We start from the raw sequence: 25793 nt of genomic DNA, 5'->3' as shown, positions 1-25793 counted from the left end.
GTCTGATCAGGACTCGACGCGCTTCTTGAGCCCCTTCAGGGCTGTGTCGATGATGACCTTCTCGGCCTTGCGCTTGAGCATGCCGATCATCGGGATCGCCACGTCTACAGCCAGCCGGTACGTCACTTCGGTCCCCTCTGCCCCCAGGTCGCGCAACACGTACGCGCCGTCCATCCCCTTGACCATCTTGGCCTCGACCAGCGTCCAGGTGACCTCGTTGCGGGACCAGACATAGTCCAGCGTGTACTCGTCGGAGATCGCGCCGGCGTCGACCTTGAACCGGACCTGCTTGGGCCGGCCGGCCTCGTCGGTGGACAGCACCTGGGTCTCCCGCATCGAGTCGGCCCACTCCGGGTACGCCGCGAAGTCCGCGATCACCGCCATGATCTCTTTGGGGGTCGCGTTCACCACGATGGTCGAGGTGGTCTGTTCCGCCATCGATTCACCTCTTCGCTGCCGGGCCTGCTCAAACGGGTACTGATCGTGCGGGAGTTGCTCAGAGCGAGAGACTATCGCGGGTTGGTGCCCGGTACGTCGCTCGCCTGCGGCGCGGCCCGCTTCGGCTTCGTCCTTGAACGCCCACAACCGCTCCCGGTACTGCGTCACGTACCGTTCCCGCACCCTGGTCAGCGCCCGGCCCCGGACCGGCCGGGCCGGATCGACCCGCAGGTACCAGTGCACGACGACCCCGTCCCGAACCGGCTCCAGCCACCACTCCGCCGTACCGATCGCGGCCCCGGTGACAGCCCAGCGGACCCCCTCCAGACCGCGCCGCTCGGACGGCGTCAGGGTGAGCTCCGGCCACCATTCGTGCCACAGGGTGTCGGAGCCGAGCCGCTCGGCGACGTAGGCTGGATCAGCAACGACCAAGTCGTCGCAACTGATGTCGAGCGTGGGCATGACCGAAAACCTACCTAGAACCTAGTTCCCTGGGTCACATAAACCTGGCTACTTCCGGGTAGGTGACTGTAGCGTGCCGCGAAAGTCGACAATTCGTGACCGACTGAGGAGACCGTGGATGCGTGAGTACGCCGTTCCTGCTGTGACTGAGCCGCCCACCGGCAGCCTGAGCGACCCGGTGTGGGCCAACGCGTCCTCGCATCCCGATTTGCCGGTCTTCAGCCGCCGGTCGGGTGAGGCCTGGCAGGACGTCACCGCGGCCGACTTCGCTGCCGAGGTGATCGGGGTTGCCAAGGGCCTGATCGCGGCCGGTGTGAAGCACGGCGAGCGGGTCGCTCTGCTCAGCCCGACCCGCTACGAGTGGACCCTGATCGACTACGCGATCTGGAGCATCGGCGCGGTCACCGTGCCGATCTACGAGACCTCGTCGCCGTCGCAGGTCCAGTGGATCCTGACCGACTCCGAGGCCGTGGTGGCCGTCGTCGAGAACGCGACCCACGGCGCCGTCGTCGAGTCCGCCCGGGCCGAGGCCCCGGCGCTGCAGGAGGTCTGGCAGATCGAGGCCGGCGCCGTCGACCAGCTCACCGAGCTCGGCCGCCAGATCTCCGACGCCGAGTACGACAAGCGCCGTACGGCGGTAACGCCTGACGACCTGGCCACGCTGATCTACACGTCCGGGACCACCGGCCGGCCGAAGGGCTGCCAGATCAGCCACGGGAACTTCCTCGCCGAGCTGACCCCGGCGGTCAAGATCCTCGACGAGCTGTTCGACACCAACGGCGCGAGCACGCTGCTGTTCCTGCCGCTGGCCCACGTCTTCGCCCGGATCATCCAGGTCGGCTGCGTGATGAAGCGGGTCAAGGTCGCGCACAGCCCGGACGTGAAGAACCTGGTCGCCGACCTCGGTTCCTTCCAGCCCACCTTCATCCTGAGCGTGCCGCGGGTGTTCGAGAAGGTTTACAACTCGGCCAGCCAGAACGCGCACTCCAGCGGCAAAGGCAAGATCTTCGACGCCGCCGCGGAGACCGCGATCGCCTACTCCCAGGCACAGGACAAGGGCGGCGCGTCCTTCGGCCTCAAGGCCAAGCACGCCCTGTTCGACCGCCTCGTCTTCAGCAAGCTCCGTGCGGTCCTGGGCGGCAAGGTCCAGTACGCCGTCTCCGGCGGCGCGCCGCTCGGCGACAAACTCGGTCACTTCTTCCGCGGCATCGGCGTACCGGTTCTCGAGGGCTACGGCCTCACCGAGACCACCGCCGCGGTCGCGGTGAACCTGCCGGACGACATCCGTATCGGCACCGTGGGCCGGCCGCTTCCTGGTGTGACGGTCGGCGTTGCGGACGACGGCGAGCTGCTCTTCAAGGGCGGCCAGGTGATGTCGGGCTACTGGAAGAACGACGAGGGTACGGCGGCCGCGATCGACTCCGACGGGTGGTTTCACACCGGCGACCTGGGTGAGTTCGACGTCGACGGTTTCATCAAGATCACCGGGCGCAAGAAGGAGATCCTGGTCACGGCCGGCGGCAAGAACGTCGCCCCGACCGTGCTCGAGGACCAGATCCGCCTGCACCCGCTGGTCAGCCAATGCATGGTCGTCGGCGACGGCAAGCCGTTCATCGCCGCGCTGATCACGATCGACCCGGAGAACATCGTTCCGTGGGCGACCGCGCACGACAAGCCGACCGACGTCGCCTCGCTGACCAATGACGCCGACCTGATCGCCGAGATCCAGAAGGCGGTCGACGAGGCGAACGGCACGGTCTCCAAGGCCGAGGCAATCCGCAAGTTCCAGATCCTGCCGATCGACTGGACCCAGGAGTCCGGCGAGCTGTCCCTGAAGCTCTCGCTGCGCCGCCACATCGTGATGGCGAACCACGAGGCCGACGTCGAGGCGCTCTACACCAAGTAGTTCAACGCATCAGGCCGGCGAACGCAGTCACTGCTTCGCCGGCCGTGATGCGTCCGTGGTTCAGCTCGACGGTCAACGCCTCGGCCGCGCCCAGCAGGCCGAGGCACCGCAACCGCAGCGCCTTGGGTGCGAGCGATGAGTGCGGCTTGAGCGCCCCCACCATCAGCTTCACGTAGTCGCCCAACAGCTCATGCTGGGCGGCCTCGGCCTCTGGATCACCCTTCAGAGCCGCAGACACCGCCGCAAACTCCGGCAGATCTGTCGCGCAAGCGAAGTAGGCCGCACTCAGGACATCCGCGGTGTCGGCCGCTGACGCAGCACCCTCGAGCGCCTGCGTGACGGCGGCCCGATGCTGCTCGTCGAGCAGCCGATAGAGCGCCAGCAACAACCCCGAGCGAGTCCCGAAATGGTCGTACACGATCGGCCGGCTGACCTCCGCCGCCTCGGCGAGCGTAACCAGCGTGAGCCCGTCGGTCCCCCGCTCGCGGACCACCGCAAGGGCAGCCTCCAGCAGCTGATCGCGCCTTGCCTGTTTGGACATCCGAGCCGCCATGACCCTCCTTGCGTCGCCCCAGATCCTAAGCTACAACTTGTAGCCTACAAAATGTAGCTTAGGAGGAATGATGCACCCGGTACTCATGCTCGGCGGCTCAGGACAAGCAGGTTCCAGTACGGCGGCGATGCTCCGCGACTGGTATCCCGACCTGCCCCTGACCATCGCCGGCCGCGATCTCGCCCGCGCCCAGGGTGTCGCCGACACCCTCGGTACGGCGACCGCCACCACGACCGACCTGTCCCGACAAGACCTCGGTCTGGCGGAGGCGACGTCGTACTCGGCCGTCGTCGCGACCGTCTGGGACCAGCACCTGCACGGTCTGCGCTACGCCCAGGACCACGGGATCCCGTACCTGAGCATCTCCAGCGGCCTGACCGACATCGCCCCCGAGGTGATCGCAACCGCCCAGCGCCCCACCACCGCCCCGATCCTCCTAGCCAGCCACTGGGCCGCCGGCGCGATCACTCTCGTCGCGCTCGAAGCAGCCCGCGAATTCGGCCCGGTCGAAACGATCGAGATCACCGCGATCCTCGACGACCAAGACGCCGGCGGCCCCGCCTCAGCCACCGACATGGAACGCCTAGCCGACGCATCCCCCGCCGCCCTCATCCGCGAGAACGGCACCTTCCGCTGGATCGCCGACACCGCAACCAAGGTCGAAGGACTCGACGGCACCACACTCCCCGGCCAGTACGTCGGCATCCTCGACGTACCAAGTCTCGCCCTCGCCACCGGCGCCCCCAACGTCCGCTTCGCCTTCGCCATGGGCGAATCCACCGGCCGCCGCCACCAAGGCACCCCGTCCCACGACGTACGCATCCGCCTGTCGACCGCCTCCCGCACCACCACCCACAACTTCACCCACCCCGGCGGCCAACGCCCCGTCACCGCCGCCGGCATCGCCCTAGGCGTAGAACGCCTCCTAACCCTCCAAGGCACCCCCGTTGCCCCCGGCATCCACTCCCCCGAGTCCCTCATCAACCCCACCCATGCCCTAACCCGCCTCCAATCCACCGGCGCCCTCCTCACCCAGCACTAGCCGGAACATCTTCGGCGCCCACACCCCCGAAAATCTTCCGACCAGCGCACATCACGCACCCCAGCCCAAGCCCGTCGGCCCCAGGCGACGCGAGCCTCGGTAGCCGGCCTCGCCATCCCGCCCAGCCATCCGCGCGGCCCGCCCACTTGCTTTGTCGGCCGCTTAGCGGTCGAGTCGGCGCCGTGGGCTCGGCCGGGAACGTCCGCGGATGGTTGCTCACCCCGAGCCCTCAAGCCCTCGAACCGGAGATGGGTCCACCCATCAGGTTGTGGGTTCCCCACCCTCATGCGGGTGCAGAACCCACAACCTCGTGGGTCAACCCATGAGATGGCGCCGGGGAAGGGGTTGGCGTGGGTGACGAAGTGTTGGCAGGGAGGGGGTGGGGGTCAGCCGATTGGGGGATGGGGGGTTGAGCTCAACGGGGGATGTGGTGGGCGGGGGTGGAACCGAGACTCGGGGTATGGAATCGGTCGTGGAAGTTCAAGGGCTGCGGAAGTCTTATGGCGGGCGGGTGGTGGTGGACGATGTTTCGTTCACCATTGGGGAAGGGGAGATCTTCGGGATTCTCGGGCCTAATGGGGCTGGGAAGACGACCACTGTGGAGTGCATCTCGGGGTTGCGGGTTGCGGACGGTGGGCAGGTGCGGGTTGCTGGGCTGGATCCGGCTCAGGATCGGGTCGCGGTGACGAAGGTGCTGGGGTCTCAGCTGCAGGAGAGTGAGTTGCAGGCGAAGCTCACCGTGCAGGAGGCACTTGAGCTGTACGCCGCTTTCTACCCGGACCCGGCGGATTGGCGGGCGCTCGCGGAGCGGCTGGGGCTTACCAGCATGCTGAAGAAGCGGTTCGGCACGTTGAGTGGTGGGCAGAAGCAGCGGTTGTTCATTGCGCTCGCGTTGATCGGCAATCCGCGCATCGTCGTACTGGATGAGTTGACGACCGGGCTCGACCCGCGGGCTCGCCGGGACACCTGGGAGGTTGTCGAGGACGTGCGGGCGCGTGGAGTGACGGTTCTGCTGGTCACGCACTTCATGGAGGAAGCGCAGCGGCTGTGTGACCGGATCGCCCTGATCGACCAAGGGCGGATCACCGCGCTCGACACCCCACATGGACTGATCGCACGGTCCGCGGGCTCGACCGTCATCTCCTTCACGCCGTCCGCGCCCGTGGATGACGAGGAGCTGGCTGCGCTACCCGCGCTCGCGTCGGTCGAGCACAAGAACGGGCGGATCACGTTGAGCGGCACCGACGACACTGTCAACGCGGTCATCTCGCTGCTTGCCCGGCACCGCATCACCGCGCATCAGCTCCGCGTCACCGACGCGACCCTCGACGACGCCTTCCTGAACCTGACCGGAGCCACCTCATGAGCGCCGCCACTTCGCCGTACGCCGCTGTTCTGCGGACCGAGACCCGGCTCTTCCGGCGTGAACCCGGGGTCCTGTTCTGGGGGCTGGCGTTTCCGTCGATCCTGCTGGTGATTCTCGGCTCGATCCCGTCGTTCCGGAATCCCGAGGCGGGTCTCGGCGGTCTGCGGACGATCGACGTCTATGTCCCCGTCCTGGTACTGGTCTCGGTGATCACAACCAGTCTGCAGATGCTGCCGCCCGTGCTCACCGGCTACCGCGAGCGCGGCATCCTGCGCCGGATGTCGACGACGCCGGTTCGCCCGGCCGCTCTGCTCTCGGCGCAGATGATTCTGGCCGGTGGTGCAGCCCTGGCCTCGGTGGTGCTCTGCTTGGCGATCGGCCGGCTCGGGTTCGGCGTCAAGCTACCGAGCCAGCCGCTGGGCTACGCGCTCACGCTGGTTCTCACTGCGACGGCGGCGCTATCGCTGGGCGCGCTCATCACGGCTGTGGCGCGGACTGCCAAGATCGCCTCCGCGATCGGCACTGTGGCCTACTTCCCGGCGCTGTTCACCGCCGGCGTGTGGGTGCCGGTGCAGGCGATGCCGAACGTGATGGCACGCATCGTCACCCTCACCCCGTTCGGTGCCGCGGCCGAGGCGCTCGGCGAGGCGGCGCGCGGCGACTGGCCTGCCTGGTCGCATCTCGGCGTACTGGCTGCCTGGGCCGTGGTCCTGTCGGCGGCCGCGATGCGCTGGTTCCGCTGGGAATAGCGTGCAGACTGTGGTCGTGACGACAGCGGGCGACTCCATCGATCGGCGCCGGGCCCTGTTCACCCGGCTGGCGCCGCCCACGCTGCTCGCGCTGTCCGGCATCCTGGCGATCGTCACCTCCGACCTGATCACGCCGGAGCTCTGGAAGCAGCGCCTCGTCCTCGCGCTGGTCGGCGGGGCCGTGGTCCTCCAGCTGGGCTGGCTCTGGGCGGGCCGTCGACGCTCCGAGCCGGACTGGGTCTCTGTTACCTACTTCGTGCTCCGCTGGATGCTGGGTGCCACTCTCGCGCTGCTGAACGGTTTCTTCGCGTTCTTCATGGCCGCGGGGTACTTCGATGCGCACGCCCTCGTCCCCGGACGTCGCCGGCGCCGGCTCGCGCTGTTCGCGTGTTCGGTGCCGATCTCGTTCGCGCAGATCGGCGGTATCCCGACCGACGGGGCGATGGGGTGGATCGTGTTCGGCTGCCTGCTCGGGGTCAACAACGGATTGCTGACCTTCGTCGGGCGGCTGTCGGAGCAGGAGGAGGAACGGTCGCGGGCGCGAGCCGTCACCATCGCCGAACTCCAGCAGGCACACGAAGAGAACGCCGCCCTGCACGCGCAGCTCCTCATCCAGGCGCGCGAGGCCGGTGTCGCCGATGAACGCCGTCGGCTGGCCGCGGAGATCCACGACACGCTGGCCCAAGGCCTGACCGGCATCATCGCCCAGCTGCAGGTCGTCTCAACCACGACCGATCAGAAGGTCGCGGACGAGCATGTCGCCCGGGCGACCGACCTGGCCCGGCACAGTCTCGGCGAGGCCCGCCGCTCGGTTCAGAACCTCGCTCCGGAAGGGCTCTCGTACGACGGTCTCCCGGAGGCGCTGCGCAAGACGGTCGACCAGTGGACGAAGCGCACCGGCGTACCGACTGTCCTGACGGTCACCGGGTCCGCGCAACGGCTGCACGGCGAGATCTCCGCGACGCTGCTCCGCATCACTCAGGAGGCACTCGCCAATGTCGGCAAACACGCCAACGCGTCCCGAGTCGGCGTCACGCTCAGCTTCATGGACGGCGAGGTGACGCTCGACGTGCGCGACGACGGCGCGGGATTCAATCCGCTGGACCTTCCGAACCGCACCGGCACCGGCGGGTTCGGTCTGGACGGTATGCGCGCCCGCGCCGAGCGCATCGCCGGCTCACTCACGGTGGAAGCAGAACCAGGATCCGGTACGGCGGTCTCCGCCCGCGTACCGTTGGTCGTCGACGAACGGGGAACCACGTGATCTCGCTACTACTGGTCGACGACCATCCGGTGGTGCGCAACGGGCTGCGCGGCATGTTCGAGTCGGTCCCCGGCTTCACCGTGCTCGCCGAAGCGTCCAACGGTGTCGAGGCGGTCGCACTCGCGGCCGAGCTCGATCCGGATGTGATCCTGATGGATCTGCGGATGCCCGGTGGCAGTGGTCTCGAGGCGATCGCGGAGCTGCAGCGACGCGGCGCCCGGGCGAAGGTGCTGGTGCTCACGACGTGGGACACCGACACCGACACCGTGCCCGCGATCGAGGCCGGTGCGACCGGCTACCTGCTCAAGGACGCGCCGCCGGAGGAGCTGTTCCTCGGCGTGCGCGAGGCCGCGGCTGGGCGAGCGGTGCTCTCCCCCGCGGTCGCCAACCGGCTGGTCTCCGCCGTCCAATCGCCGGCCCCGAGCCCGTTGGCGGCCCGGGAACGCGAAGTACTGGCCTTGGTTGCGAAGGGCACCTCGAACCGGGAAATCGCCCGCGAGTTGTTCATCAGCGAGGCCACGGTGAAGACGCACCTCAGCCACATCTTCACCAAGCTGGACGTGAACGATCGGGCCGCGGCGGTTGCAAAGGGTTACCAGCAAGGGATTCTGGGTTCCTAGTGGACCCGGTCCGCCGGCAGGTGCGGACCGGACCACCAACCAGCTAGTTACAGATGGTCGGTGACATCACCGTGGTGGGGCTGTCCCAGGCGGCGCACCGGACGGTCGAGTGGCCGTACCAGTTGTGGCCGAACTCGTGCGCTACCAGCAGCGCATCGTCGTTCACACCGCCCATGTACAAGGCGATTCGTTGCCCGGCTCCCCAGTTGCAGCCGACAACATTGCTGCCACCACCGCAGTCGGTGATGTAGCCGTTGCGGCACTCGATCGGAGTACCGCCACCTTCCCGAAGACCCTGCCAGGCTGCTGCACCCTGCCGGATGGCAGCTGCGTGCGACTGACAGGAGGCGGTGATGGTGTAGTTGCGCTGGCTCGGCACCGACCAGCCGCCGGGCGGCGGAGCCAGTACTTTCGCCTTGCCCTTAAGGTCTGCGGGCATCGGGACCACGGAGGTGCCGTGCGGCGCCGAAGCGCTTTGGGCGGTTGTTGTTTCCTGGGCGGGGGACACAGACGCTCCGGCCAGACTGACCGGAGCGGCATACGTGACGACGGCGAGGACCACACTGGCCAGGCCGGACAGCATCAACAGCTTGCGCGCCATTGATTTCTCCTTCTGTGGTGGGGGCGGTTGCCTCACAGGAGGGCGGAGGCAGAAGGTGGCTCCACGTTACCGAACAATTACTTTCCGCCGGTGAAGGTAATCCCTTGCGTGATGTGCTTCTGGGCCGCGAAGAACAGCACCAGGCAGGGCAGTGTGATCAGCAGCGAGGTTGCCATCAGCAACGGGGTGTCCGTGCCGTTCACCGATTGGAACCCGGCCAGGGCCAGCGGCAACGTTTTCCACTGGTCGGAGTTGATGTAGATCGCCGGTCCGAGGAAGTTGTTCCAGTACCCCATGAACAGCAGGATCGAGACCGCGACCACGGCCGGCCTGGCCAGCGGCAGGTAGACCAGCCAGAACGTCCGGAACCAGCCGCACCCGTCCACCACCGCCGCATCGGCCAGCTCGGACGGCATCCGCGCGAAGAACTGCCGGAACAGGAAGATGAAGAACGGCGACCCGAAGAACGCCGGCAGGATCAGCGGATAGAGGGTGTCTATCATCCCGAGGTTGTTGAAGAGCATGAACTGCGGAACCATCGTCACCTCCCCCGGCAGCAGCATCGTCGCCAGCACGATCCCGAACACGATCCCCGAGAACCGCACCCGCAACCGCGCGAACGCGAACCCGGCCAGCGTGCAGGAGAACACCGTCCCGACGATCGGGATCAACGTGGTCAGCACCGAGTTCAGCGTGTACCGCCAGAACGGGAACGACGTCACAGCGCGCCGATAGTTGTCCCACAGGAACTCCTGCGGTACGACGCTCGCCCCGGAACTGCCCACGCCGGCCAGGGACCGCAGTGAGGTGGCGATCATCCACAGGAACGGGTACACGAACACCACCGAGCCGACGACCAGTACGACGTACAGGCAAACTGTGGAGAGCAGGCCCCGGCGCTTCATCGTTTCCTCCGACGCGTAGTCAGCTCGGTCTCGTAATAGACGGCGAAGGCACTCCCCCGCAGCGTCACCGTGGTCAGCGCCAGGATGACGACGAACAGGATCCAGGCCAGCGCGGACGCGTAGCCCATCCGGAAGTTCTGGAACGCGTTGTCGTAGAGGTAGTAGACGAAGAACAGCAGCGAGTCCTTCGGGCCGCCGTTCGCGACGAAGCCCTGGGTGAAGATCTGCAGCGAGCCGATGATCCCGGTGAGGGCGTTGAACAGGATGATCGGCGACATCTGCGGCATGGTCACATGCCAGAACATCCGCAGCGGCCCCGCGCCGTCGATCGCGGCCGCCTCGTACAGGTTCGTCGGGACGTCCTTGAGGCCGGCCAGGTAGATCACCATCGCGCCGCCGACCGTCCACAGGCTCATCAGGATCACCGTCGGCAGCGCCCACGACGCGTCGTTGAACCAGCCCGGTCCCTCGATCCCGACCTTGCCCAGTACGTCGTTCGCCAGCCCGTACTGCGGGTTGAACACCCAGAGGAACAAGACCATCTGGGCCACGCCGGACACCAGGCTCGGCAGGTACCAGACGGTCCGGAAGAACCGCATCCCGGGCAGTTCGGTGTTCAGCAGCAGCGCGACCACGAAGGCGAGCGCGGTCTGCAGCGGCACGCTGATCACGCCGTACAGAAGTGTCACCTTCAGCGCCTGCCCGACCCGCGGGTCCTGGAACGCCTCGGTGTAGTTGGCGAATCCGACGAATTGCGGTGGCGTGATCAGATCCCACGAGGTCAGGCTGACGTAGATCGACGACACCATCGGCCCGACCGTGAAGATCGCGAACCCGATCAGCCAGGGCGAGATGAACATCCAGAACGCGATCGTCTTGTCGGCCCGCGGCCACCGTCGCCGCGCCCCGTACGCCGCCAGCCCGAGGACGGCGTACAGAGCGATCAGCAGGAGCAGGAACGGGACCAGCGGGACGAGGACCGCAGGCACACCCCACGACGCTGCTAGGTCCCGGATCCAGCCGATTGTCGGGTTCACTTCTGCAGCGCCGCCGTGCACTTGGTGGCGAGGTCGGGCAGCACCTTGGCGACATCGTCCTTGCCGGTGCCCAGCGGCGTGTAGCTGTTCATCCCCTTCTCGGCGTCACCGGAGATCTGCGCCTCCCTGGCGACCGAGGGTCCGACCAGGCCTGTCTTCAGCGCGGTCGTGAACGCGGCCAGGTTCCGGTCGGCCGGGAGGACCTTCTCCAGCGTCGCGGTCGACGCGGCGATCACCGGTACGCCGAGGGCCGTGTTCCCCTGGATGAGCAGATCCTGCGCGGCCTGTGCGGTCCCGGCGAACTCGACGAACTTCTTCGCCGTCTCGAGTTGCTTACCGGTCGCCTTCTTGCTGATCGCGAGCCCGTCGACCTCCATCGGGAATCCCTTGCCGGGGACCGGGACCAGCGTCCAGTTCGGCTTGGCGATCTTCGCGAAGTCGGCGACCGTCCACGGCCCGAAGTCGCTGAACATCGCCAGCCGGCCGGCCGCGAACCACTGCGCCTGATCCTGACCCTGTACGTCGGTCGACGTCGGAGCCAACCGCTCCTTCTGCAGATCGACGACGTACTGCGCGGTCTTCACACCGGTCTCGTCGCCGAAGGTGCACGCGGTCACGTCAGCGTTGTAGTAGCCACCCCCGGCGGCGGTGAGCCAGCCGCGGTACCAGAGGTTGCTCGAGCCGAACACGCGCGCCTTGCCGTCACCGTGGGACAGCTTCGCGGCGAGCGCCTTGAACTCGTCGAGCGTCAGCGGGGTCGTTGCACTCGGCAACGGGACTCCGGCGGCCTTGAAGGAGTCCACGTTGATCGCCATCACCTTGGGCTTGGCAGCGAACGGCATCGCGTAGTACTTACCCTCGAACTGCAGCGCCGACGAGATGTTCGGCTGCACATACTGGGCCGGATCAACCTGCTGCTCGGCGAAGCTGGGCACGAACCCCGCCAGACTGCTGTTGCTGATCTCCATCACGGTCGACTGGGTACCGCCCGCGATCGAGGTCTGGATCTTCTGCTCGTAGTCGGCCTGGATCCAGTTGGTCGTCACCTTGGTCCCGGGGTTGGCCTGCTCGAACGCGGCCGCGATCGCCTTCAGCGAGGCGGCCTCGGAGTTCGTCCCCCAGAACGAGAACGTGATGTCGGCGGAGTCCTTGGACGTGTTGCTCGCGGGCTGGCTGGTCGTGGCGCAACCGGCCGCGAGCAGGAGCGCGGCGGCGGCTGGGATCAAACGAAGCTTCATGCGGGGTCCTTAAGGGTGAAGCGGGCCGTCCGGCCCGGTTCGAGGGGATGTGTTTCGGCGCCGACAGTCACCGGCAGCGCGCCAGGTCCGCTGTGCACGGTGACTTCGGTGGCGTGCCGGGCTTCCTGGGTGATGCGCAGATCCCAGTCACCGATCCGCACGTGGTCAGCGGTGAGCCGGCCGATCTCGGCAGGCAGATGGGACTCGATACTCAAGGCCGCGCCTTTGCTGGGACGCAGTCCGAGCAAACCCGCGACCAGATGTTCGACGACGGTGAACGAGATCTCCGGATAGTCGTCCCGGCTGTCGATCAGATGTTTGGTCCAGCGCCAGGCGGACTCGTCGCGCCCGTACTTGAACAGCAGTTCCGGGTAGTAGCTCAACGATTCGATATTCTTCGGCGGATCCGAGTTCATCTTGGACTCGAGCCAGTCGAGCGATTGCTCGTTCCCGCCGAGCCCGAACATCGGCGCCAGCGTGTGCGACTCCAGCCCCCAGTCGAAGTCCAGGCCGTCCTTGGTGACCCCGCGCGCATAGTGCTCGCCGTTCCACCAGGTCTGGTACGTCGCCTGGATCCGATCCGCCTCCGCGTCCCGGCCGAGCTTCCGCAGTACGGCGTAGTGCGTCGCAAGCCCGTCGCCCGCGATCAGCAGAGGCGCTTCGCGCTCGTTGTAGGTCGCGGTGCCGAGGAAGATGTCGGCGGTACCGCCGGCCTCGGGGATGCCGTCACCATCGGCATCGTGAGCCGTGACGAATTCGCCGACGCTCGTCTCGTAGTAGGCCGCGAGGTCGGGGTCGTCGAGCCATCGGCGGTCGCCGGTCCAGTCGTACTGTTCCAGCGCCCGGTAGCAAAGGTCGAACACCGCGGGGATCTCCCGGACGAAGTGCTCGTCGTCGTGATAGTCGAGGGCCGCGATCCGGCCGTCGAAGTGGAACGCCCAGATCGGGAACCATTTCCGGGCTGACGTCGCCGACCGGGCGAAGTGCCGGAACATGGCGAAGTTCTCCGCGTCCAGACCGAGCAGGTGCGCACCGGCGGCCTGGTGGCAGATGTCGCGCGAGTAGAACAGCTCCCGGGACGGATAGCCGGCCCAGTACGACGGGAGGTTGCCCGGGGCCGCGTCGGTCTGGACCCAGTCCAGGGCGCGTCGCGACGCCCAGGCGAAGGCGTCCTCGACATAGCTGGAGTCGGAGCTCACAGTGAGCACTTGCGCTCCTCATATTAGCGGTAAAATTCCTAGCTAAAGTAAGCAGGTAGACCAATTCCGTCAATACTTCAGCCCAGCCGGTTTTACCGCTATAGTCGCCGCCGTGACGACATTCGAGATCCTGGCGGGGTCCGTCCGACGGACCGGTACGGCGACCGGCGCGCGATCGGTGACCGCGCTGCCGGCCGAGGTGCCCGGCGTACTGCGTTTCGAGGTGGTCGCGGACGGGCCGGTGACTCTGCAATGGACGTGGCCGACCGGGGCGGCGGTGACGTTCTGGCGGGCCTCGCAAGGTGCGCGCCGGGAGCTCCCGACCGACTGGGGATCGCGGCGCCGGATCCGCTCGGTCCGGTCCGCGCCGGTCGGCAGCCTGGTCGACGACCAGGACCGCAGTCTGCTGACCGTGTCGCTGTCCGCGCACGTCCGCGGCTGCGAGTTCGCGATCGGGGTGAACGAGGAGACCGCCGAGCAGCTGATCGAGTTGGTTGCCGACGACATCGAATCAACCAGCTTCGTGCTGCGGATCGATCTGCGCGACGTGCACTTCGCCGAAGCGCTGCGCGGCGTCACCGCCGAGTGGACAAACGACCTCGGCGACCGGATTGCCGCCGTACCGGAGATCGCGCGGCAGCCCATGTACTCCACCTGGTACAGCGACCATCAGCACGTGTCGGCCGCAGCCGTCGAGCACCACGCTCGCGCCAGCGCGGCGTACGGGTGTGCGGCGATCATCGTCGACGACGGCTGGCAGACCGACAGCACTGCGCGCGGGTATGCGTACTGCGGTGACTGGGAGCCGACCAGCGGCAAGTTCCCCGACATGACCGAGCATGTACGCCGGGTGCACGAGCTCGGACTGCGTTACGTGCTGTGGATCGCGCCGCCGCTGATCGGGGTGCACTCGAAGGCGTGGGAGCAGCTGAAGGACCGCGTGCTCGGATTCGCCGACGGCGAGGTCGTGGCGGTGCTGGACCCGCGCTACCCCGAGGTGCGCGAGCACCTGGTCGAGTGCTGCGTCCGGCCGGTGCGCGACTGGGGTGTGGACGGACTCAAGATCGACTTCATCGACTCGTGGGCGTGGGACGGTCCGGTCCCGGATGCACCCGAGGCCGACTGCACGTCGATCGACGAGGGTGTCGAACTGTTGCTGCAGGCGGTGCGGGACGCGCTGGGCGATGAGGTGCTGATCGAGTTCCGGCAGGACTACGTGAACCCGCGGCTCTGGCAGTTCGGCACGTTCCTGCGCGCCGGCGACTGCGCGATGGACCCGGTGGAGAACCGAGTCCGCACTATCGACAGCAGATTGCTCGCCGGGGATCGCGCAGTGCACTCGGACATGCTGATGTGGCATCCGTCAGCCACGCCGGAGACGGTGGCGCAGCAGTTCATCGGTGCGCTGTTCAGCACCGTGCAGGTTTCGATGGAGCTCGAATCCTTGCCGGCATCGCATGACGCTGTCGTTCGGTACTGGCTAGCGTTCATGCGCGAGCACTTCGAGGTACTGCAGAACGGTGTCCTGCTGCCGTCGCGGTCGGACGCGCGCTATGCGCAGGTCCGGGCTGTCGGAGCGACGACTGTGGTGGCTGCGTTCACCAACCCGGTGGTGCAGCTCGCTTCGTCGGATCGCTCAGTCGTCCTGGTGAATGGTGGTGGCGAACCGCGACTCCTGGTCGAAGGTGCAGGTCCCGGACCGATTGACCTCGTAGTGTCGGACTGTTCGGGCGCAGAGGTCTACCGCCGTACGACGACTCCGCCTGCCGGACTGTGGGTGGTCGACGTACCGACGGCCGGGGTTGCCCGCATCGACCGGCTCTGCATCAATCAGTGAGGGAGGGGGCTGGATGGTGTCACGACCACGCCGTACGACGGTTGCGGATGTCGCCCGGCTTGCCGGGGTGTCCGCGATGACGGTGTCGAACGTCCTGAACGCACCGCACCGGGTCAGCGACTCGACGGTCCAGACGGTGCAGGCGGCGATCGACGAGCTCGGCTACACCCCGAACCACGCCGCTCGGGCGCTGTCGTCGGGACGCAGCCAGGTGATCGGCCTCCCGCTGTACGACGAGGTCAGCGAGGAGAACCCCGGTCTCGGCGGCTTCCTGCACGGTCTACTCGACGGCCTGGTCCGGGCCGCGGCGGTCTCCGGGTACGGCGTGCACGTGACCACGCCGACCGCGGGAGCAACCGAGATAGCGCTCTACGAGAAACTGATCGCCGCTCGCCAGGTCGACGCGATCGTCGTACTGGAGACGATGCCGCACGACGAGCGGATCGAGTTCCTCAGCCAGCGGCGGTTCCCGTTCGTCGCCTTCGGCCGCACGGGACCGCAGCACCGGCAGTGCTGGGTCGACGTGGACAACGAGACCTCGATGGCCGGCATCGCCCGGCACCTCCGGGAGAGCGGCAGAGAGAGCGCTCTCTACCTGCGTACCGACGGCTCGCTGCCCTGGATCCACCAGCGTGAACAGGGCTTCGTCCGCGAGTTCCCGCGCACTGAGGTTCGCTCCTTCCGGACGCTGGAAGAGGTCGCCGGCTACGTGTCAGAGAGCGCTCCCCCGGATGTTCTCGTCGCTGACAACGACGCGTTCGCGGTGGTCGCGATGCGCGCCCTGCAACGCCGTGGCCTACAGGTCGGCGAGGACGTCGCGGTCACCGGCTTCAACGACTTCCCGTTCGCCAGCATGCTCGACACTCCCCTGACCACCGCCCGCATCCCGCTACGCGACATCGCCTCCTGCCTCTTCGACCGCGCCCTCCTGGAGATCACCGGGGCACCGGATCAACCCGGCAGCCTGGTCACCGCTCCCCTGATCATCCGCTCCAGCGCCTGATTTCTGCGTAGGTTTCCAGCCTGGTCAAAAACGTTGAAAGCGCTTCCCCGCTGCCTACAGTTACTCGAATGCAGATTCGAGCAGCAGGTCTCAGCGCAATCATGTTGGCGGCATTGGGCACGTTGATCGCCCCGGCCGCGTCCGCAGCTCCAGCCTCGGTGACCGCGGCGGTCTATGTCCGGAGCGAAGCCACCAACCTCTGCCTCACGGCGTACACCGACGTCCTGGAAGTCCAAACGACGGTCTGCCAGGGATTCAACGAACAGAAGTGGGAATGGGTGCGCTCGGCGCAGCCCGAGTTCGGGATGCTCAGGAACGTCGCGTCGGGACGCTGTCTCGACGCCAACACGAGCGGCGCCGTGTACAGCAACTCGTGCAACATCAACAACACCTATCAGTGGTGGGCCCGCCAGCCCGACACGTCCATCAGGCACGGCGCCAGCGGTCGGTACCTCGACAGCAACGCGGCCGGCGACGTCTACACCCTCCCCCGCAACGGCAGTGCGTACCAGCGCTGGTACTGAGCGGCTAGGGCGCGGCGCGCGATCATCAGCGTGACGACGGTTCCGCACACGCCGGCGGCGGCGATGGTGAGGTTGGGGGCGACGAAGCTCCCGACCACACCGGCCAGCGCGATGCTCACGCCCTGAATCGCCATCAGCCCGCTCGTCTGCACGGTGAAGAGCCGACCCCGGTACGCCGGATCGGCCGCCTCGAGGATCATCGGATCAACCGCCTGGTTGAACGCATACCCAGCACCAGCGACCGCGAGCAGCACGGCCGCAACCGGCACGGACGGTTTGGCCAGAAAGGCGATTGCGGGCAACTGACTGGCCAGCAGTAGTGGAACGACGAGCCGTCGCCGCAAGGAAGGGGTGAACCTTGCGACGACGAGCTCGCCGAGTACGGTGCCGGCCGCATACCCAGTGAAGAGTGCCCCGGCAGCAGCCGGTGCAGCGCCAGTCTGGGCCGAATAGGCGACCGCCAGCCCATCAGGAACCGCGGAGAATGCCGGTGCCACCCAGGTCAGCAGGATGAGCGGTCGCAACCGCGGGTGAGCGAAGACGTGCCGCAGACCCGACCACGAGTCGCGCACAGTACTGCGACTCCGCTCGCCTGCGGGTGAGTACGGCGTACCGAGTCCGATCAGCAAGGCGGACACGAGGAACGTCACGACGTCGACCGCGAGCATCCAGGGCGCGCCGACCGCCGCCACCGCGGCCGCACCGAGCGCGAACCCGGTCAGCACCGCCACCTGACTGATTGCCCGCAGCAACGAACGGCCGATCGGGAACAGGTCGACCGGCAGCAGGTACGCCAGACTCGCCGAGCGGGCACCGGCGAAGATCGGCGCGATCACGCCGGTTGCCAGCAGCAATCCCAGCAGCGAGCCGACCGGCAACCCCGGGATCAACATCAGCGCAATACATAGCGCACTCAACACGTCGCAGACCACCAGAACGCGGCGCGCCGGGAAGCGGTCGGCGATCGATGACAGCAGGATGCCGCCGATGGCGTACGGGAGGAACGAGCAGGCCAGGACGAGGGCCGAGAGCAACGGTGAACCGGTGCGTTCGAAGATCAGGATCGACAACGCCACTTGGGCCGCAATCGTGCCGAGCATCGAGATGGCATGGGCAACGAACACATTGCGCAGACCGGGAAGACTCAGGACAGTTCGATAGGACCTCACAGCCGAAGACTGTCCGACCTGCACCTCTGCAACCTAGACTTTTGGTTGTGCCCGAAAGTTCGGCCGGATGACCGTCCTGCATTTCACCCAGAGCGACGCGTTGCGCTGCCGGTTCGGAGCGTCGCCGCTGTGGGAGACCGTGTCCGCCGTACGGGTCCTGAACGGGATCCGGCACCGGCCGATGTACGCGCCCTGGGTATCCGCCAAGGCCGAAGCCGCCGCAGGCCTGGACCTCAGCGGACTGCGCGCTGTTCAACCACGCGTCGGTTTCTCGCCGGACTTCCTGACCCCGCCACCCAAGGCGTCCCGGGCGAAGATCAGCACTGAGCTGGCAAGGATCCGCAGTACGCCGATCGACCGGGTCCGGCGGGAGCTGATCCGCTCGCGCGACGAACTCAACAACCCCGGAGCCCCTGAGATCGACCGGATGCTGACCAATCCGGCTCGCGCTCGCGATCGGCTGGCCGATGAGATCGAGAGTGCGTGGCACGCGCTGATCAAGCCTGACTGGCCGAAGATCAGCCGGTTCCTCGAGGACGACATCGCCTATCGCGGCAGCCAGCTCACCGACGGTGGACTGGCCGCGCTCTTCGACGATCTGCACCCGACGCTGAGCTGGGCGGATGATCGCCTGATCGCGGACCGCTATCGCGAACCCGACGCCAGGCTCACCGGCCAGGGCCTATTGCTGGTCCCTGGAGTCTTCGCCTGGCCGTATCTCGTGATGATCGTCGACCCGAACTACCAACCATCGCTGATCTATCCGGCCCGCGGTGCGGCCCGGCTCTGGTCCGACGCGCCAGCTCCCCCGGATCCACTCGCCCGGTTGCTCGGTCGAACTCGCGCCACGCTGCTGGTCGCGCTCGACCCACCGGCCACGACCAGTGCACTCGCTGCGGAGTACCGGTTGGCGCTGGCAACGGTTGCCGAACACCTGGCCGCGCTCCACGACGCCGGGCTCGCGACACGCCGCCGTACCGGTCATCAGGTGCACTACCGGCGTACCGAAGTGGGTCAGGCGGTCATCGACGCATCTGTACAGTGACACGGCCATACTGTCGGGATGAAGATGCGGCACATCCGGCGGTGGCCGGCCTCGCTCGCGGTGGTCGCCGTACTGATCCTGCAACTGCTGGTGCCGACGCAGATCGCCGCGTTCCCGCGCTGGGTGATGCCGGCGCTCGGCGCGTTGCTCCTGCTCCCGCTGATCTGGATGAACCCGTTCCATCTGCGCCGCGACGAGCCATGGCTGCGCTGGGTCGAGCTGGCGCTGCTGGCGGTCCTGGTACTGGCGAACGCGATCTATCTGGCTGAGCTGATCGTCTATCTGAACTCCGGTGCCGCCACCAACGGCATGGTGCTGGTGAAGGCGGCGGCGCTGATCTGGGCGACGAACGTCGTTGCCTTCGGCGTCTGGTACTGGGAGGTCGACCGCGGCGGGCCGTTCGCCCGGGCGCCTGAGCACGAGCGCACCGAGGAGCGGGCGGATCTGCTGTTCCCGCAGATGACCGTCGATCTGCCGGGGTGGGGGAAGTGGCTGCCTGGGTTCACGGACTATCTGTTCGTCGCGTTCACCGCGGCGACGGCGTTCAGCCCGACTGACACGATGCCGCTGACCGCCCGAGTGAAGGTGCTGATGGCGATCCAGTCGGCGATCGCCCTGCTGACCATCGCGGTCGTCGCCGCGCGCGCCGTCAACGTGCTGTGAGACGTGCTGCTGTGAGATGGGCCTCGACAGTCATGTAATGGGCATGAGAACGTTATGCTCATGTACAGCACGAAGTCGGTGGGGCTCGGTTTCGCGATCTTTTCGGCCGTGACTTTCGGTGGCTCCGGACCGTTCGCGAAGGCATTGATCGGCGCGGGTCTGACCCCGCAGCAGGCCGCCTGGATCCGGATCCTGGGCGCGGCGCTGCTGCTGGTCCCGCTCGTCCTGGTCCTCCGCGGTAGCGCGGGACTGCGCGCCGCGCGGGCGTCCTGGAAGCCGCTGGTGCTGTACGGACTGACCGGGATCGCCGGTTGCCAGACGCTGTTCTTCATCGCGGCCAGCAGGTTGCCGGTCGGGGTCGCGCTGATGCTCGAGTTCTCCGGTCCGGTGCTGGTCGTGCTGTGGCTGAAGTTCGGTCAGAAGGTCGCGGTTCCGCGATCGGCCGCGATCGGCGTCGGAATTGCCCTGCTCGGGCTCGCCACGGTGGCCGAGATCTGGTCCGGGCTCACCATCGACCTGATCGGGTTGCTGGCCGGACTCGCCGCTGCCGCGTGCCAGGCGACGTACTTCATCCTGATCGACAAGCTGACCGGCGTCGCCGACCCGCTCGTGATGACGGCCGCCGGCAGCGTGGTCGGTGCGGTCCTGCTCACACTCATCTCCTCGCCGTGGACTGTCCCGTGGCATGTCCTGGTGGACAGCGTCGCGATGGGCGACCGGCATGCACCGGGTTGGCTCCTGGCTGCATGGCTGATCGGGGTCAGCACTGTGGTCGCCTACCTCGCCGGAGCGGCCGCCGTACAACGGTTGTCGGCGGCTGTCGCAGGTGCAGTCGCGTACGTCGAAGTTGTCGCCGCCAGCCTGTTTGCGTTGATCCTGCTGAACGAGCGCCTGACCACCAACCAGGTCATCGGCGGTGTGATCGTGCTGATCGGTGCCTTCGTGGCCCAGTCGTCGGTGGGGAAGGTTGCTCCTGAGGCTCACCGGCCCACCGACGTACTGGATCCCAGCCTCACCTGAGAGAGTCCACGAGCTCGCGGGGCAGGCCGTGGGTTTCGTGCAGGTACTCGTAATCGGTCTCGTCGAGCGACTTGTGGAACCGCTCGTGGCTGAGCACCTTGCGGCCCCGATCGAGCAGGTTGCTGAACCGGATCTCCTCATCGATCAGGATCCGCCGGACCAGCGTCACCGACTCACCCTGATGGAAGTGGTTCAGCGTGTGCTCGAACAGCTCGAGCGGCAGGTCCGACAGCGACCTGGACTCGTCACCACTCCACAGGATGGTGAGCACCCGGCGGATCAGGCGGCGCAGGACGTAACCACGCCCGGTGTTGGACGGGTGCACCCCGTCCCCCACGATCACGATGCTCGACCGCAGGTGGTCGATCACGATGCGCTGCTCCTCGGTGGTGAGGCTCCACAGTCGCGGGATCTGCCGCATCCACGGTTCGAACAGCGAGGTCTCGTACACGGAGTCCTTGCCTTCCAGCAGCATCGTCAACCGCTCGAGGCCGAGACCGGTGTCGATGTTCTGCTGCTGCAGGGTTTCCAGCGAACCGTCGTCGTGGCGTCGGTACCGCATCATCACGTGATTCCAGACCTCGACCCAGCGGTCGTCGGTCGTCGGCGTACCGATCGGGTCTCCGTCACCGGTCCACACGAACATCTCCGAGTCCGGACCGCAGGGACCGATGGGGCCGTTCGACCACCAGTTGTCCTCGGTGGTCAGTTCGATCGGCAGGCCGAGCTCCTGCCAGGTCTGCAACGACTCCTGATCGAGCGGGACCTGACTGTCCCCGCCGAACACGGTCACGTACAGGCGGCGGGGGTCGATGCCGAAGCCCTCGGTCAGCAACTCGTACCCCCAGCGCAGCGTCTGGCCGCTGCCGTAGTCGCCGAGCGACCACGAGCCGAGCATCTCGAACACGGTCAGGTGCGTCGGGTCGCCGACCTCGTCGAGATCCGTCGTGCGCAGACAGCGCTGGATCCCGACCAGCCGGCGACCCATCGGATGCGGTTCACCTTCCAGGTACGGCGTCAGTGGATGCATCCCCGAGGTCGTGAACAACACCGGATCGCCGAGCCGCGGGATGAGCGTGGACCCGGTGGTCGGGATGTGCCCGTGCTGCTGGAAGAAGTCGATGAAGGTGCGAGAAATTGTCTTCTGGAGCGTGGTGGTCATGGTTCTGGTCCTTTTGGTGAGAAGACCGGAACCGAGTCACCTGGCGTCAGAAACGACAAAACCGGCGAACCGTTTCCGGTCGCCGGTGGTGGAAGAAGATGTCAGGCAGCGGCAGCCGGAGAGCACGAAGCTCGTACGGCTGCTACAAGGCTGAACATCTGATGCATACGAGCGAGAGTACACGAACGCACCAGCTAGATGTCCAGTAGTTCTCTCAGCGTGGCCCCGGACCGTTGCCAGGACCACTCCTCTTGAACCCACCGCCGCCCAGCCGCCCCCATCCGCTGCGCCTTCGCTGGATCCTCGAGCAGCTCCACGATCCGCACCCCGACAGCCACCGGGTTGTACGGGTCCACGAGGTAGCCGGTCTCCCCATGCCGGACGGTATCCGCAGTCCCCCCGGAGTCCCCGATCACCACCGGCTTCCCGGTCGCCGACGCCTCCAACGTGACAATCCCCAGCGCCTCCGGCTCAAACCCGAACCGCCGGGTCCGCGTCGGCATCGCGAACACATCAGCAGCATCCAGGTACGGCGGAATGTCCCTCCACGGCACAGGCCCGGTAAACACCACCTCGTCGCGTACTCCGCTAGCCGCAGCCAGCCGCTCCAGCCGAGCGCGATCAGGCCCGCCGCCCACCAGGAGAAGCCGGGCAGACGGCACCGCCGCCAACACCCCAGGCCAAGCCCGAATCAACGTGTCCTGCCCCTTACGAGCCACCAGCCGAGAAACACAAACCACCAGAGGCCCATCCGTACGATCACCTCCGCAGCCCGGGAAGAAGCGCGTGGTGTCGACTCCCGGGGTCAGGCGGCGCATTCGGCGTACTGCGTCCGGTGACAGCGCAGGCGCGATCTGCTCGGCGCACCAGGACGACACCGTGGTTAGCGTGTCAGCGGCGTCGGCTATTCGGCGGAGGGCTTGGCGGGTGCCGGGGACAGTCGCCCACCAGGTTTCGTGACCGTGGCTGATGGCAACGATTCGGTGGGCGCCGGCGCGGCGCAACGACGGTCCCATCAGACCGAGGGGTGCGGCGGCACCGAACAGCACGCGGTTGGCGCCGTACTGGCTCATCAGCTCGACGGCACGCCGAGTCACCCTCGGGGTCGGCAGCAGCATCGACGTGCGGTCGCGGATCACCGGGAACGGCAGCGTGGCGTCGTACTGGGCGTCGCCGGGCTCGCTCGACGTGTAGACGACCAGGTCGGGTAGCTCGTCGCACAACGATCGGACGAACGTCTCGATCCCACCCTGCCGCGGCGGGAAATCGTTGGTGACAACGAGAACCGTCATCGCTGCGCGGCCCAGGCACGCCCCATCGCGATCCGCTCCGGCGCAGTCGGGTGGGAGGCGAACATCCAGTACCGCCACCGGCTCGGCGTCAACCCGGAGATGTTCGTCACCGCGAGATTGTGCTCCATCGCGATGAAGTTCTGCGGATCGTTCGTGAGCCGCAGCGAGTGATAATCCGCGCGCGCCTCGATCCGCCGGCTGACCAGGTTCTGCACCGGCAGGGAGACCGTCGTACCAATCGCGATCAGCGCCAGCAACGCCGCCGTACGCCGTGGATCCGCCATCCTTGCCCCGAGCAACGCGCCCAACAGGACAACCCCGAACGCAGCACCCAGTACGCCGATCAGCGTCCCGTGCAGCACGTCATCCTCAGCCGCATGCCCGAGCTCATGCGCCACCACCAACCGCGTCTGAGCAGGCGGTGTCTCCTTCAGCAGCGTGTCGTAGACAACCAACCGCCGCGTCGACCCGAAGCCCGAAACATAGGCATTCAACGCAGTCGTCCGCCGCGACGCATCAGCAACCAACACATCCTCGACCGGTACGCCGTCCTCCGCCGCGAGCCGCAGGAAGTCATCCCGCTGCGCCCCCGCCGGCATCGACGCAAAGTTGTTGAACCGCGGCTCAACCAGCACCGGATAAGCGAACGAAACCCCGAGCACCAGCAGCGCGGTAACAATGCCCGCAGGCACCCACCAGCTCGTCCGCCGACGCCGCGCCAGCCCGATCAAACAGACCGCGATCACGGCGATCGCCAGCGCCGCCAGCAGCCAGTTCACCGCCCGATCGCGAGCCCACAATCCCCACCCCTGAACCGACAGCCCGTACTCCCGGGTGACCCGCTCGGCCAAAATGTCGGTGGGCAACGTGATGATGCTGGTGAGCAGTCCGAGACCCGCGATCAGCACCGGTACGGCGACATACCACCGGCTGATGCGGAGAGCGTCGTACCAGCGGCGCCCGAGCGGGCTGAAGCCGATCACGAGGGGGGCGACCACCGACAGCACCCACGAGGTAGTTGACCACGGCAACAGCTCGGCTCGGAACGCTTGCTGGCGGGCGATCTCGGCCGGTGTGAAGTCCTGCGCCGGATTAGGCCTCGGCAGGTCGATCAGGTGCCAGGGGGTCGTGCTGACGATCACCACCGCCAGCGCGGCCGCGAGGACGAGAGCCGTAACCCGCGGCGCCCACTTAGACACCAGCGAGCCTCTTGAGGTACTTCTGCCACTCGACGACGAACTCCTGCTCGGTCATCCCCAGGTTCGACTTGAACGCATCAGCCAGCCCGGTCGAGCTCTTCGACGCGTGCACGGCGCGATAGAACTTCACCAGCGCCGACTGCCCCTCGCGCTCCGCGATCAGCCGGCAAGCTAGCCACGCCGACTCATACGCCTGCGACAAATCAGCCGACGACGCGGCGAACGCGTTCGTATCGGGCAGCGTCGCCGGCACCTTGCCGGCCCGGATCGCCTTGAACAGCTCCTTCGCCGCCGACTCGTCCTGCACCGGCACAGCGGTGAACGCGACATAGTCGGCGAACCCCTCCGCCAGCCACAACGGCACCGGCGACGCGGTCGCCGTCGATGCGACGTGCGTGGTCTCATGCGTCAGCACGATCCGGCGGCCCTGCTTGCCGAGCTCCTCGAACAGCTTCGGGTTGGCCACGATCCGCACCGGCGCACCACTCTGCGGCTGATCGAGCTCGGCCATCGTGACGGCCGCGATCTGCGTGTACGTGTTCGGTGCCGCGCCGAGCACGGCCTCCATCTGCGACTGCTTGGCCGGCAGGTACACAACCACCTTCTGCGGCCACGCCTTGCCCCACACCTTGCTCACCGACGTGACCGCCCGGTCCGCGACCGCGACGTACGCCTTCGCCTGCGCCTCGGACTTCAGGCTGATGACCAGGCTGCGCTCCCCCTTGGCGACATCGAGCGCACCCAGCGTCCACACCGGACGCCGCTGCCCCGCAACGAAGCGCTCCGAGAACGAAGCGGCGTACGTCTTCCCGTCCCGGGTGACGAACGTGACCGGAAGAATCGCGCGCGCCGGCTTCACGTCGTACCCGACGAGCTGCCAGGAGACCTCGACCTGCGCGAGCCAGGACGCCGTACCACCGAGCTCCGCCGTGCGATCGGGCGGGAGCGCACCGATGTCGTCGCTGATGTAGCGGAACTGGAAGGTCCCGATCGGCAACTGCTCGAGATTCGCGAAGATCGTCCGCGCGCTCGCCTTGAACGCGGTCGACTGCGGATCAACCGTATCCAGGAAGTCGCTACGGTCATCCTTCTTCACCGCATCGGCCATCGCCTGCAGTACGGCGCCACCGTCGGTAGCCCGCTGAACACCGGCTGCCGCCTCGTCATCAGGCGTAGTCGAGGTCTGCGGATCATGCGAGCCGACCGGCGCATTCGGATCCGCAGGCGCATTGGCGACCTGCCGAAGACCCGCATACCCCGCCCCGGCCACCAGACAGACCGCCAGCCCAATGGCGACCTTCTTGACGATCACTCCACTGAACGGCGACGGCGCCTTAGGCTCCGCCGGCCTGAGCTCGTCCTGGACGTGCTCGCCCTGGCCGACGTGCTCGACAGCGGGCATCGGCACGGTATCGCCCTGCTCGTCGATCACTTCGACCCCTCGCTGCTCACCTGCCCCAGTCAGGCGCGACACTACGTGCCTCCTCCGACAGTAGAGC

General features: G+C 67.1%; 24 protein-coding genes. 12 read left to right on the top strand and 12 right to left on the bottom strand.

What is annotated here, in order from left to right; genetic code table 11:
• Positions 1-6: 6 nt before the first annotated feature.
• On the bottom strand, positions 7-900 hold the full coding sequence (locus tag ABD231_RS14525; RefSeq protein ID WP_344150671.1) for an SRPBCC family protein: 894 nt from the start codon (positions 898-900) through the stop codon (positions 7-9).
• 118 nt (positions 901-1018) lie between these two features.
• On the opposite strand from ABD231_RS14525, the gene ABD231_RS14520 reads away from it, so the two are divergent.
• Positions 1019-2806 (top strand): AMP-dependent synthetase/ligase, encoded by a 1788-nt coding sequence (locus tag ABD231_RS14520; protein WP_344150668.1) that lies wholly within the window; start codon positions 1019-1021, stop codon positions 2804-2806.
• 1 nt (position 2807) lies between these two features.
• On the opposite strand, the gene ABD231_RS14515 is transcribed toward ABD231_RS14520, so the two are convergent.
• The gene (locus ABD231_RS14515; RefSeq protein WP_344150664.1) at positions 2808-3359 is read right to left on the bottom strand and encodes a TetR/AcrR family transcriptional regulator; all 552 of its coding nucleotides are present in this window, start codon (positions 3357-3359) and stop codon (positions 2808-2810) included.
• A 70-nt stretch (positions 3360-3429) separates the two neighbouring features.
• Here ABD231_RS14515 and ABD231_RS14510 point away from each other — a divergent pair, with 70 nt between their 5' ends.
• The 5 genes from ABD231_RS14510 to ABD231_RS14490 all read left to right on the top strand — a co-directional run bounded on the left by ABD231_RS14510 (position 3430) and on the right by ABD231_RS14490 (position 8400).
• Positions 3430-4401 (top strand): saccharopine dehydrogenase, encoded by a 972-nt coding sequence (locus ABD231_RS14510; protein WP_344150661.1) that lies wholly within the window; start codon positions 3430-3432, stop codon positions 4399-4401.
• 460 nt (positions 4402-4861) lie between these two features.
• On the top strand, positions 4862-5767 hold the full coding sequence (locus ABD231_RS14505; RefSeq protein WP_344150658.1) for an ABC transporter ATP-binding protein: 906 nt from the start codon (positions 4862-4864) through the stop codon (positions 5765-5767).
• Positions 5764-6516, top strand: a complete 753-nt coding sequence (locus ABD231_RS14500; protein ID WP_344150655.1) for an ABC transporter permease — start codon at positions 5764-5766, stop codon at positions 6514-6516. Before ABD231_RS14505 ends, ABD231_RS14500 begins: the two co-directional genes overlap by 4 nt.
• Before the next feature lie 16 nt (positions 6517-6532).
• Positions 6533-7780 carry a histidine kinase gene (locus ABD231_RS14495; protein WP_344150652.1) on the top strand — a complete coding sequence of 416 codons (1248 nt, stop codon included), beginning with the start codon at positions 6533-6535 and terminating at the stop codon, positions 7778-7780.
• Complete coding sequence (locus ABD231_RS14490) at positions 7777-8400, top strand: response regulator (protein WP_344150649.1); 624 nt, start codon at positions 7777-7779, stop codon at positions 8398-8400. Before ABD231_RS14495 ends, ABD231_RS14490 begins: the two co-directional genes overlap by 4 nt.
• A 43-nt stretch (positions 8401-8443) precedes the next feature.
• On the opposite strand, the gene ABD231_RS14485 is transcribed toward ABD231_RS14490, so the two are convergent.
• The 5 genes from ABD231_RS14485 to ABD231_RS14465 all read right to left on the bottom strand — a co-directional run bounded on the left by ABD231_RS14485 (position 8444) and on the right by ABD231_RS14465 (position 13389).
• Entirely contained in the window at positions 8444-9001 is a 558-nt protein-coding gene (locus ABD231_RS14485; RefSeq protein WP_344150646.1) for a hypothetical protein, read from the bottom strand.
• Between the two features lie 77 nt (positions 9002-9078).
• Complete coding sequence (locus ABD231_RS14480) at positions 9079-9906, bottom strand: carbohydrate ABC transporter permease (RefSeq protein ID WP_344150643.1); 828 nt, start codon at positions 9904-9906, stop codon at positions 9079-9081.
• On the bottom strand, positions 9903-10943 hold the full coding sequence (locus ABD231_RS14475; RefSeq protein ID WP_344150640.1) for a carbohydrate ABC transporter permease: 1041 nt from the start codon (positions 10941-10943) through the stop codon (positions 9903-9905). Before ABD231_RS14475 ends, ABD231_RS14480 begins: the two co-directional genes overlap by 4 nt.
• Complete coding sequence (locus ABD231_RS14470) at positions 10940-12181, bottom strand: extracellular solute-binding protein (protein WP_344150637.1); 1242 nt, start codon at positions 12179-12181, stop codon at positions 10940-10942. The genes ABD231_RS14475 and ABD231_RS14470 overlap by 4 nt, the downstream gene beginning before the upstream one ends.
• The gene (locus tag ABD231_RS14465) at positions 12178-13389 is read right to left on the bottom strand and encodes a hypothetical protein (protein ID WP_344150634.1); all 1212 of its coding nucleotides are present in this window, start codon (positions 13387-13389) and stop codon (positions 12178-12180) included. The genes ABD231_RS14470 and ABD231_RS14465 overlap by 4 nt, the downstream gene beginning before the upstream one ends.
• Before the next feature lie 103 nt (positions 13390-13492).
• Here ABD231_RS14465 and ABD231_RS14460 point away from each other — a divergent pair, with 103 nt between their 5' ends.
• From ABD231_RS14460 to ABD231_RS14450, 3 genes are all read left to right on the top strand, one after another.
• Positions 13493-15217: a glycoside hydrolase family 36 protein gene (locus ABD231_RS14460; RefSeq protein WP_344150631.1), complete on the top strand. Its 1725-nt coding sequence runs from the start codon at positions 13493-13495 to the stop codon at positions 15215-15217.
• 13 nt (positions 15218-15230) lie between these two features.
• Positions 15231-16220, top strand: a complete 990-nt coding sequence (locus tag ABD231_RS14455; protein ID WP_344150628.1) for a LacI family DNA-binding transcriptional regulator — start codon at positions 15231-15233, stop codon at positions 16218-16220.
• Positions 16221-16288: 68 nt separating this feature from the next.
• Positions 16289-16744, top strand: coding sequence for an RICIN domain-containing protein (locus ABD231_RS14450; RefSeq protein ID WP_344150625.1), 456 nt, complete (start codon positions 16289-16291; stop codon positions 16742-16744).
• Here ABD231_RS14450 and ABD231_RS14445 read toward each other — a convergent pair.
• Positions 16699-17913 (bottom strand): MFS transporter, encoded by a 1215-nt coding sequence (locus ABD231_RS14445; RefSeq protein WP_344150622.1) that lies wholly within the window; start codon positions 17911-17913, stop codon positions 16699-16701. The two genes, ABD231_RS14450 and ABD231_RS14445, sit on opposite strands and share 46 nt — an antisense overlap.
• Before the next feature lie 67 nt (positions 17914-17980).
• Here ABD231_RS14445 and ABD231_RS14440 point away from each other — a divergent pair, with 67 nt between their 5' ends.
• From ABD231_RS14440 to ABD231_RS14430, 3 genes are read left to right on the top strand one after another with little or no spacing between them, the layout of a single operon-like run.
• The gene (locus ABD231_RS14440) at positions 17981-18958 is read left to right on the top strand and encodes an ArsR/SmtB family transcription factor (protein WP_344150619.1); all 978 of its coding nucleotides are present in this window, start codon (positions 17981-17983) and stop codon (positions 18956-18958) included.
• Positions 18959-18976: 18 nt separating this feature from the next.
• Positions 18977-19621 carry a hypothetical protein gene (locus ABD231_RS14435; RefSeq protein WP_344150616.1) on the top strand — a complete coding sequence of 215 codons (645 nt, stop codon included), beginning with the start codon at positions 18977-18979 and terminating at the stop codon, positions 19619-19621.
• Positions 19622-19681: 60 nt separating this feature from the next.
• Positions 19682-20641 carry an EamA family transporter gene (locus ABD231_RS14430; protein ID WP_344150614.1) on the top strand — a complete coding sequence of 320 codons (960 nt, stop codon included), beginning with the start codon at positions 19682-19684 and terminating at the stop codon, positions 20639-20641.
• Here ABD231_RS14430 and ABD231_RS14425 read toward each other — a convergent pair.
• The 4 genes from ABD231_RS14425 to ABD231_RS14410 form a co-directional block, all read right to left on the bottom strand.
• Positions 20634-21803 (bottom strand): alanine--tRNA ligase-related protein, encoded by a 1170-nt coding sequence (locus tag ABD231_RS14425; protein ID WP_344150612.1) that lies wholly within the window; start codon positions 21801-21803, stop codon positions 20634-20636. The genes ABD231_RS14430 and ABD231_RS14425 overlap by 8 nt on opposite strands.
• A gap of 194 nt (positions 21804-21997) precedes the next feature.
• Positions 21998-23095, bottom strand: coding sequence for a glycosyltransferase family 4 protein (locus tag ABD231_RS14420; RefSeq protein ID WP_344150610.1), 1098 nt, complete (start codon positions 23093-23095; stop codon positions 21998-22000).
• Complete coding sequence (locus ABD231_RS14415; RefSeq protein WP_344150608.1) at positions 23092-24294, bottom strand: M48 family metalloprotease; 1203 nt, start codon at positions 24292-24294, stop codon at positions 23092-23094. Before ABD231_RS14415 ends, ABD231_RS14420 begins: the two co-directional genes overlap by 4 nt.
• Positions 24287-25768, bottom strand: coding sequence for a hypothetical protein (locus ABD231_RS14410; RefSeq protein ID WP_344150605.1), 1482 nt, complete (start codon positions 25766-25768; stop codon positions 24287-24289). Before ABD231_RS14410 ends, ABD231_RS14415 begins: the two co-directional genes overlap by 8 nt.
• Positions 25769-25793 lie beyond the last annotated feature (25 nt).

The sequence above is a fragment of the Kribbella yunnanensis genome (assembly GCF_039529655.1).
Classification (GTDB): domain Bacteria; phylum Actinomycetota; class Actinomycetes; order Propionibacteriales; family Kribbellaceae; genus Kribbella; species Kribbella yunnanensis.
Note: the sequence above shows the minus strand (reverse complement) of the source record. Positions and strands in the feature narration are given on the sequence as shown.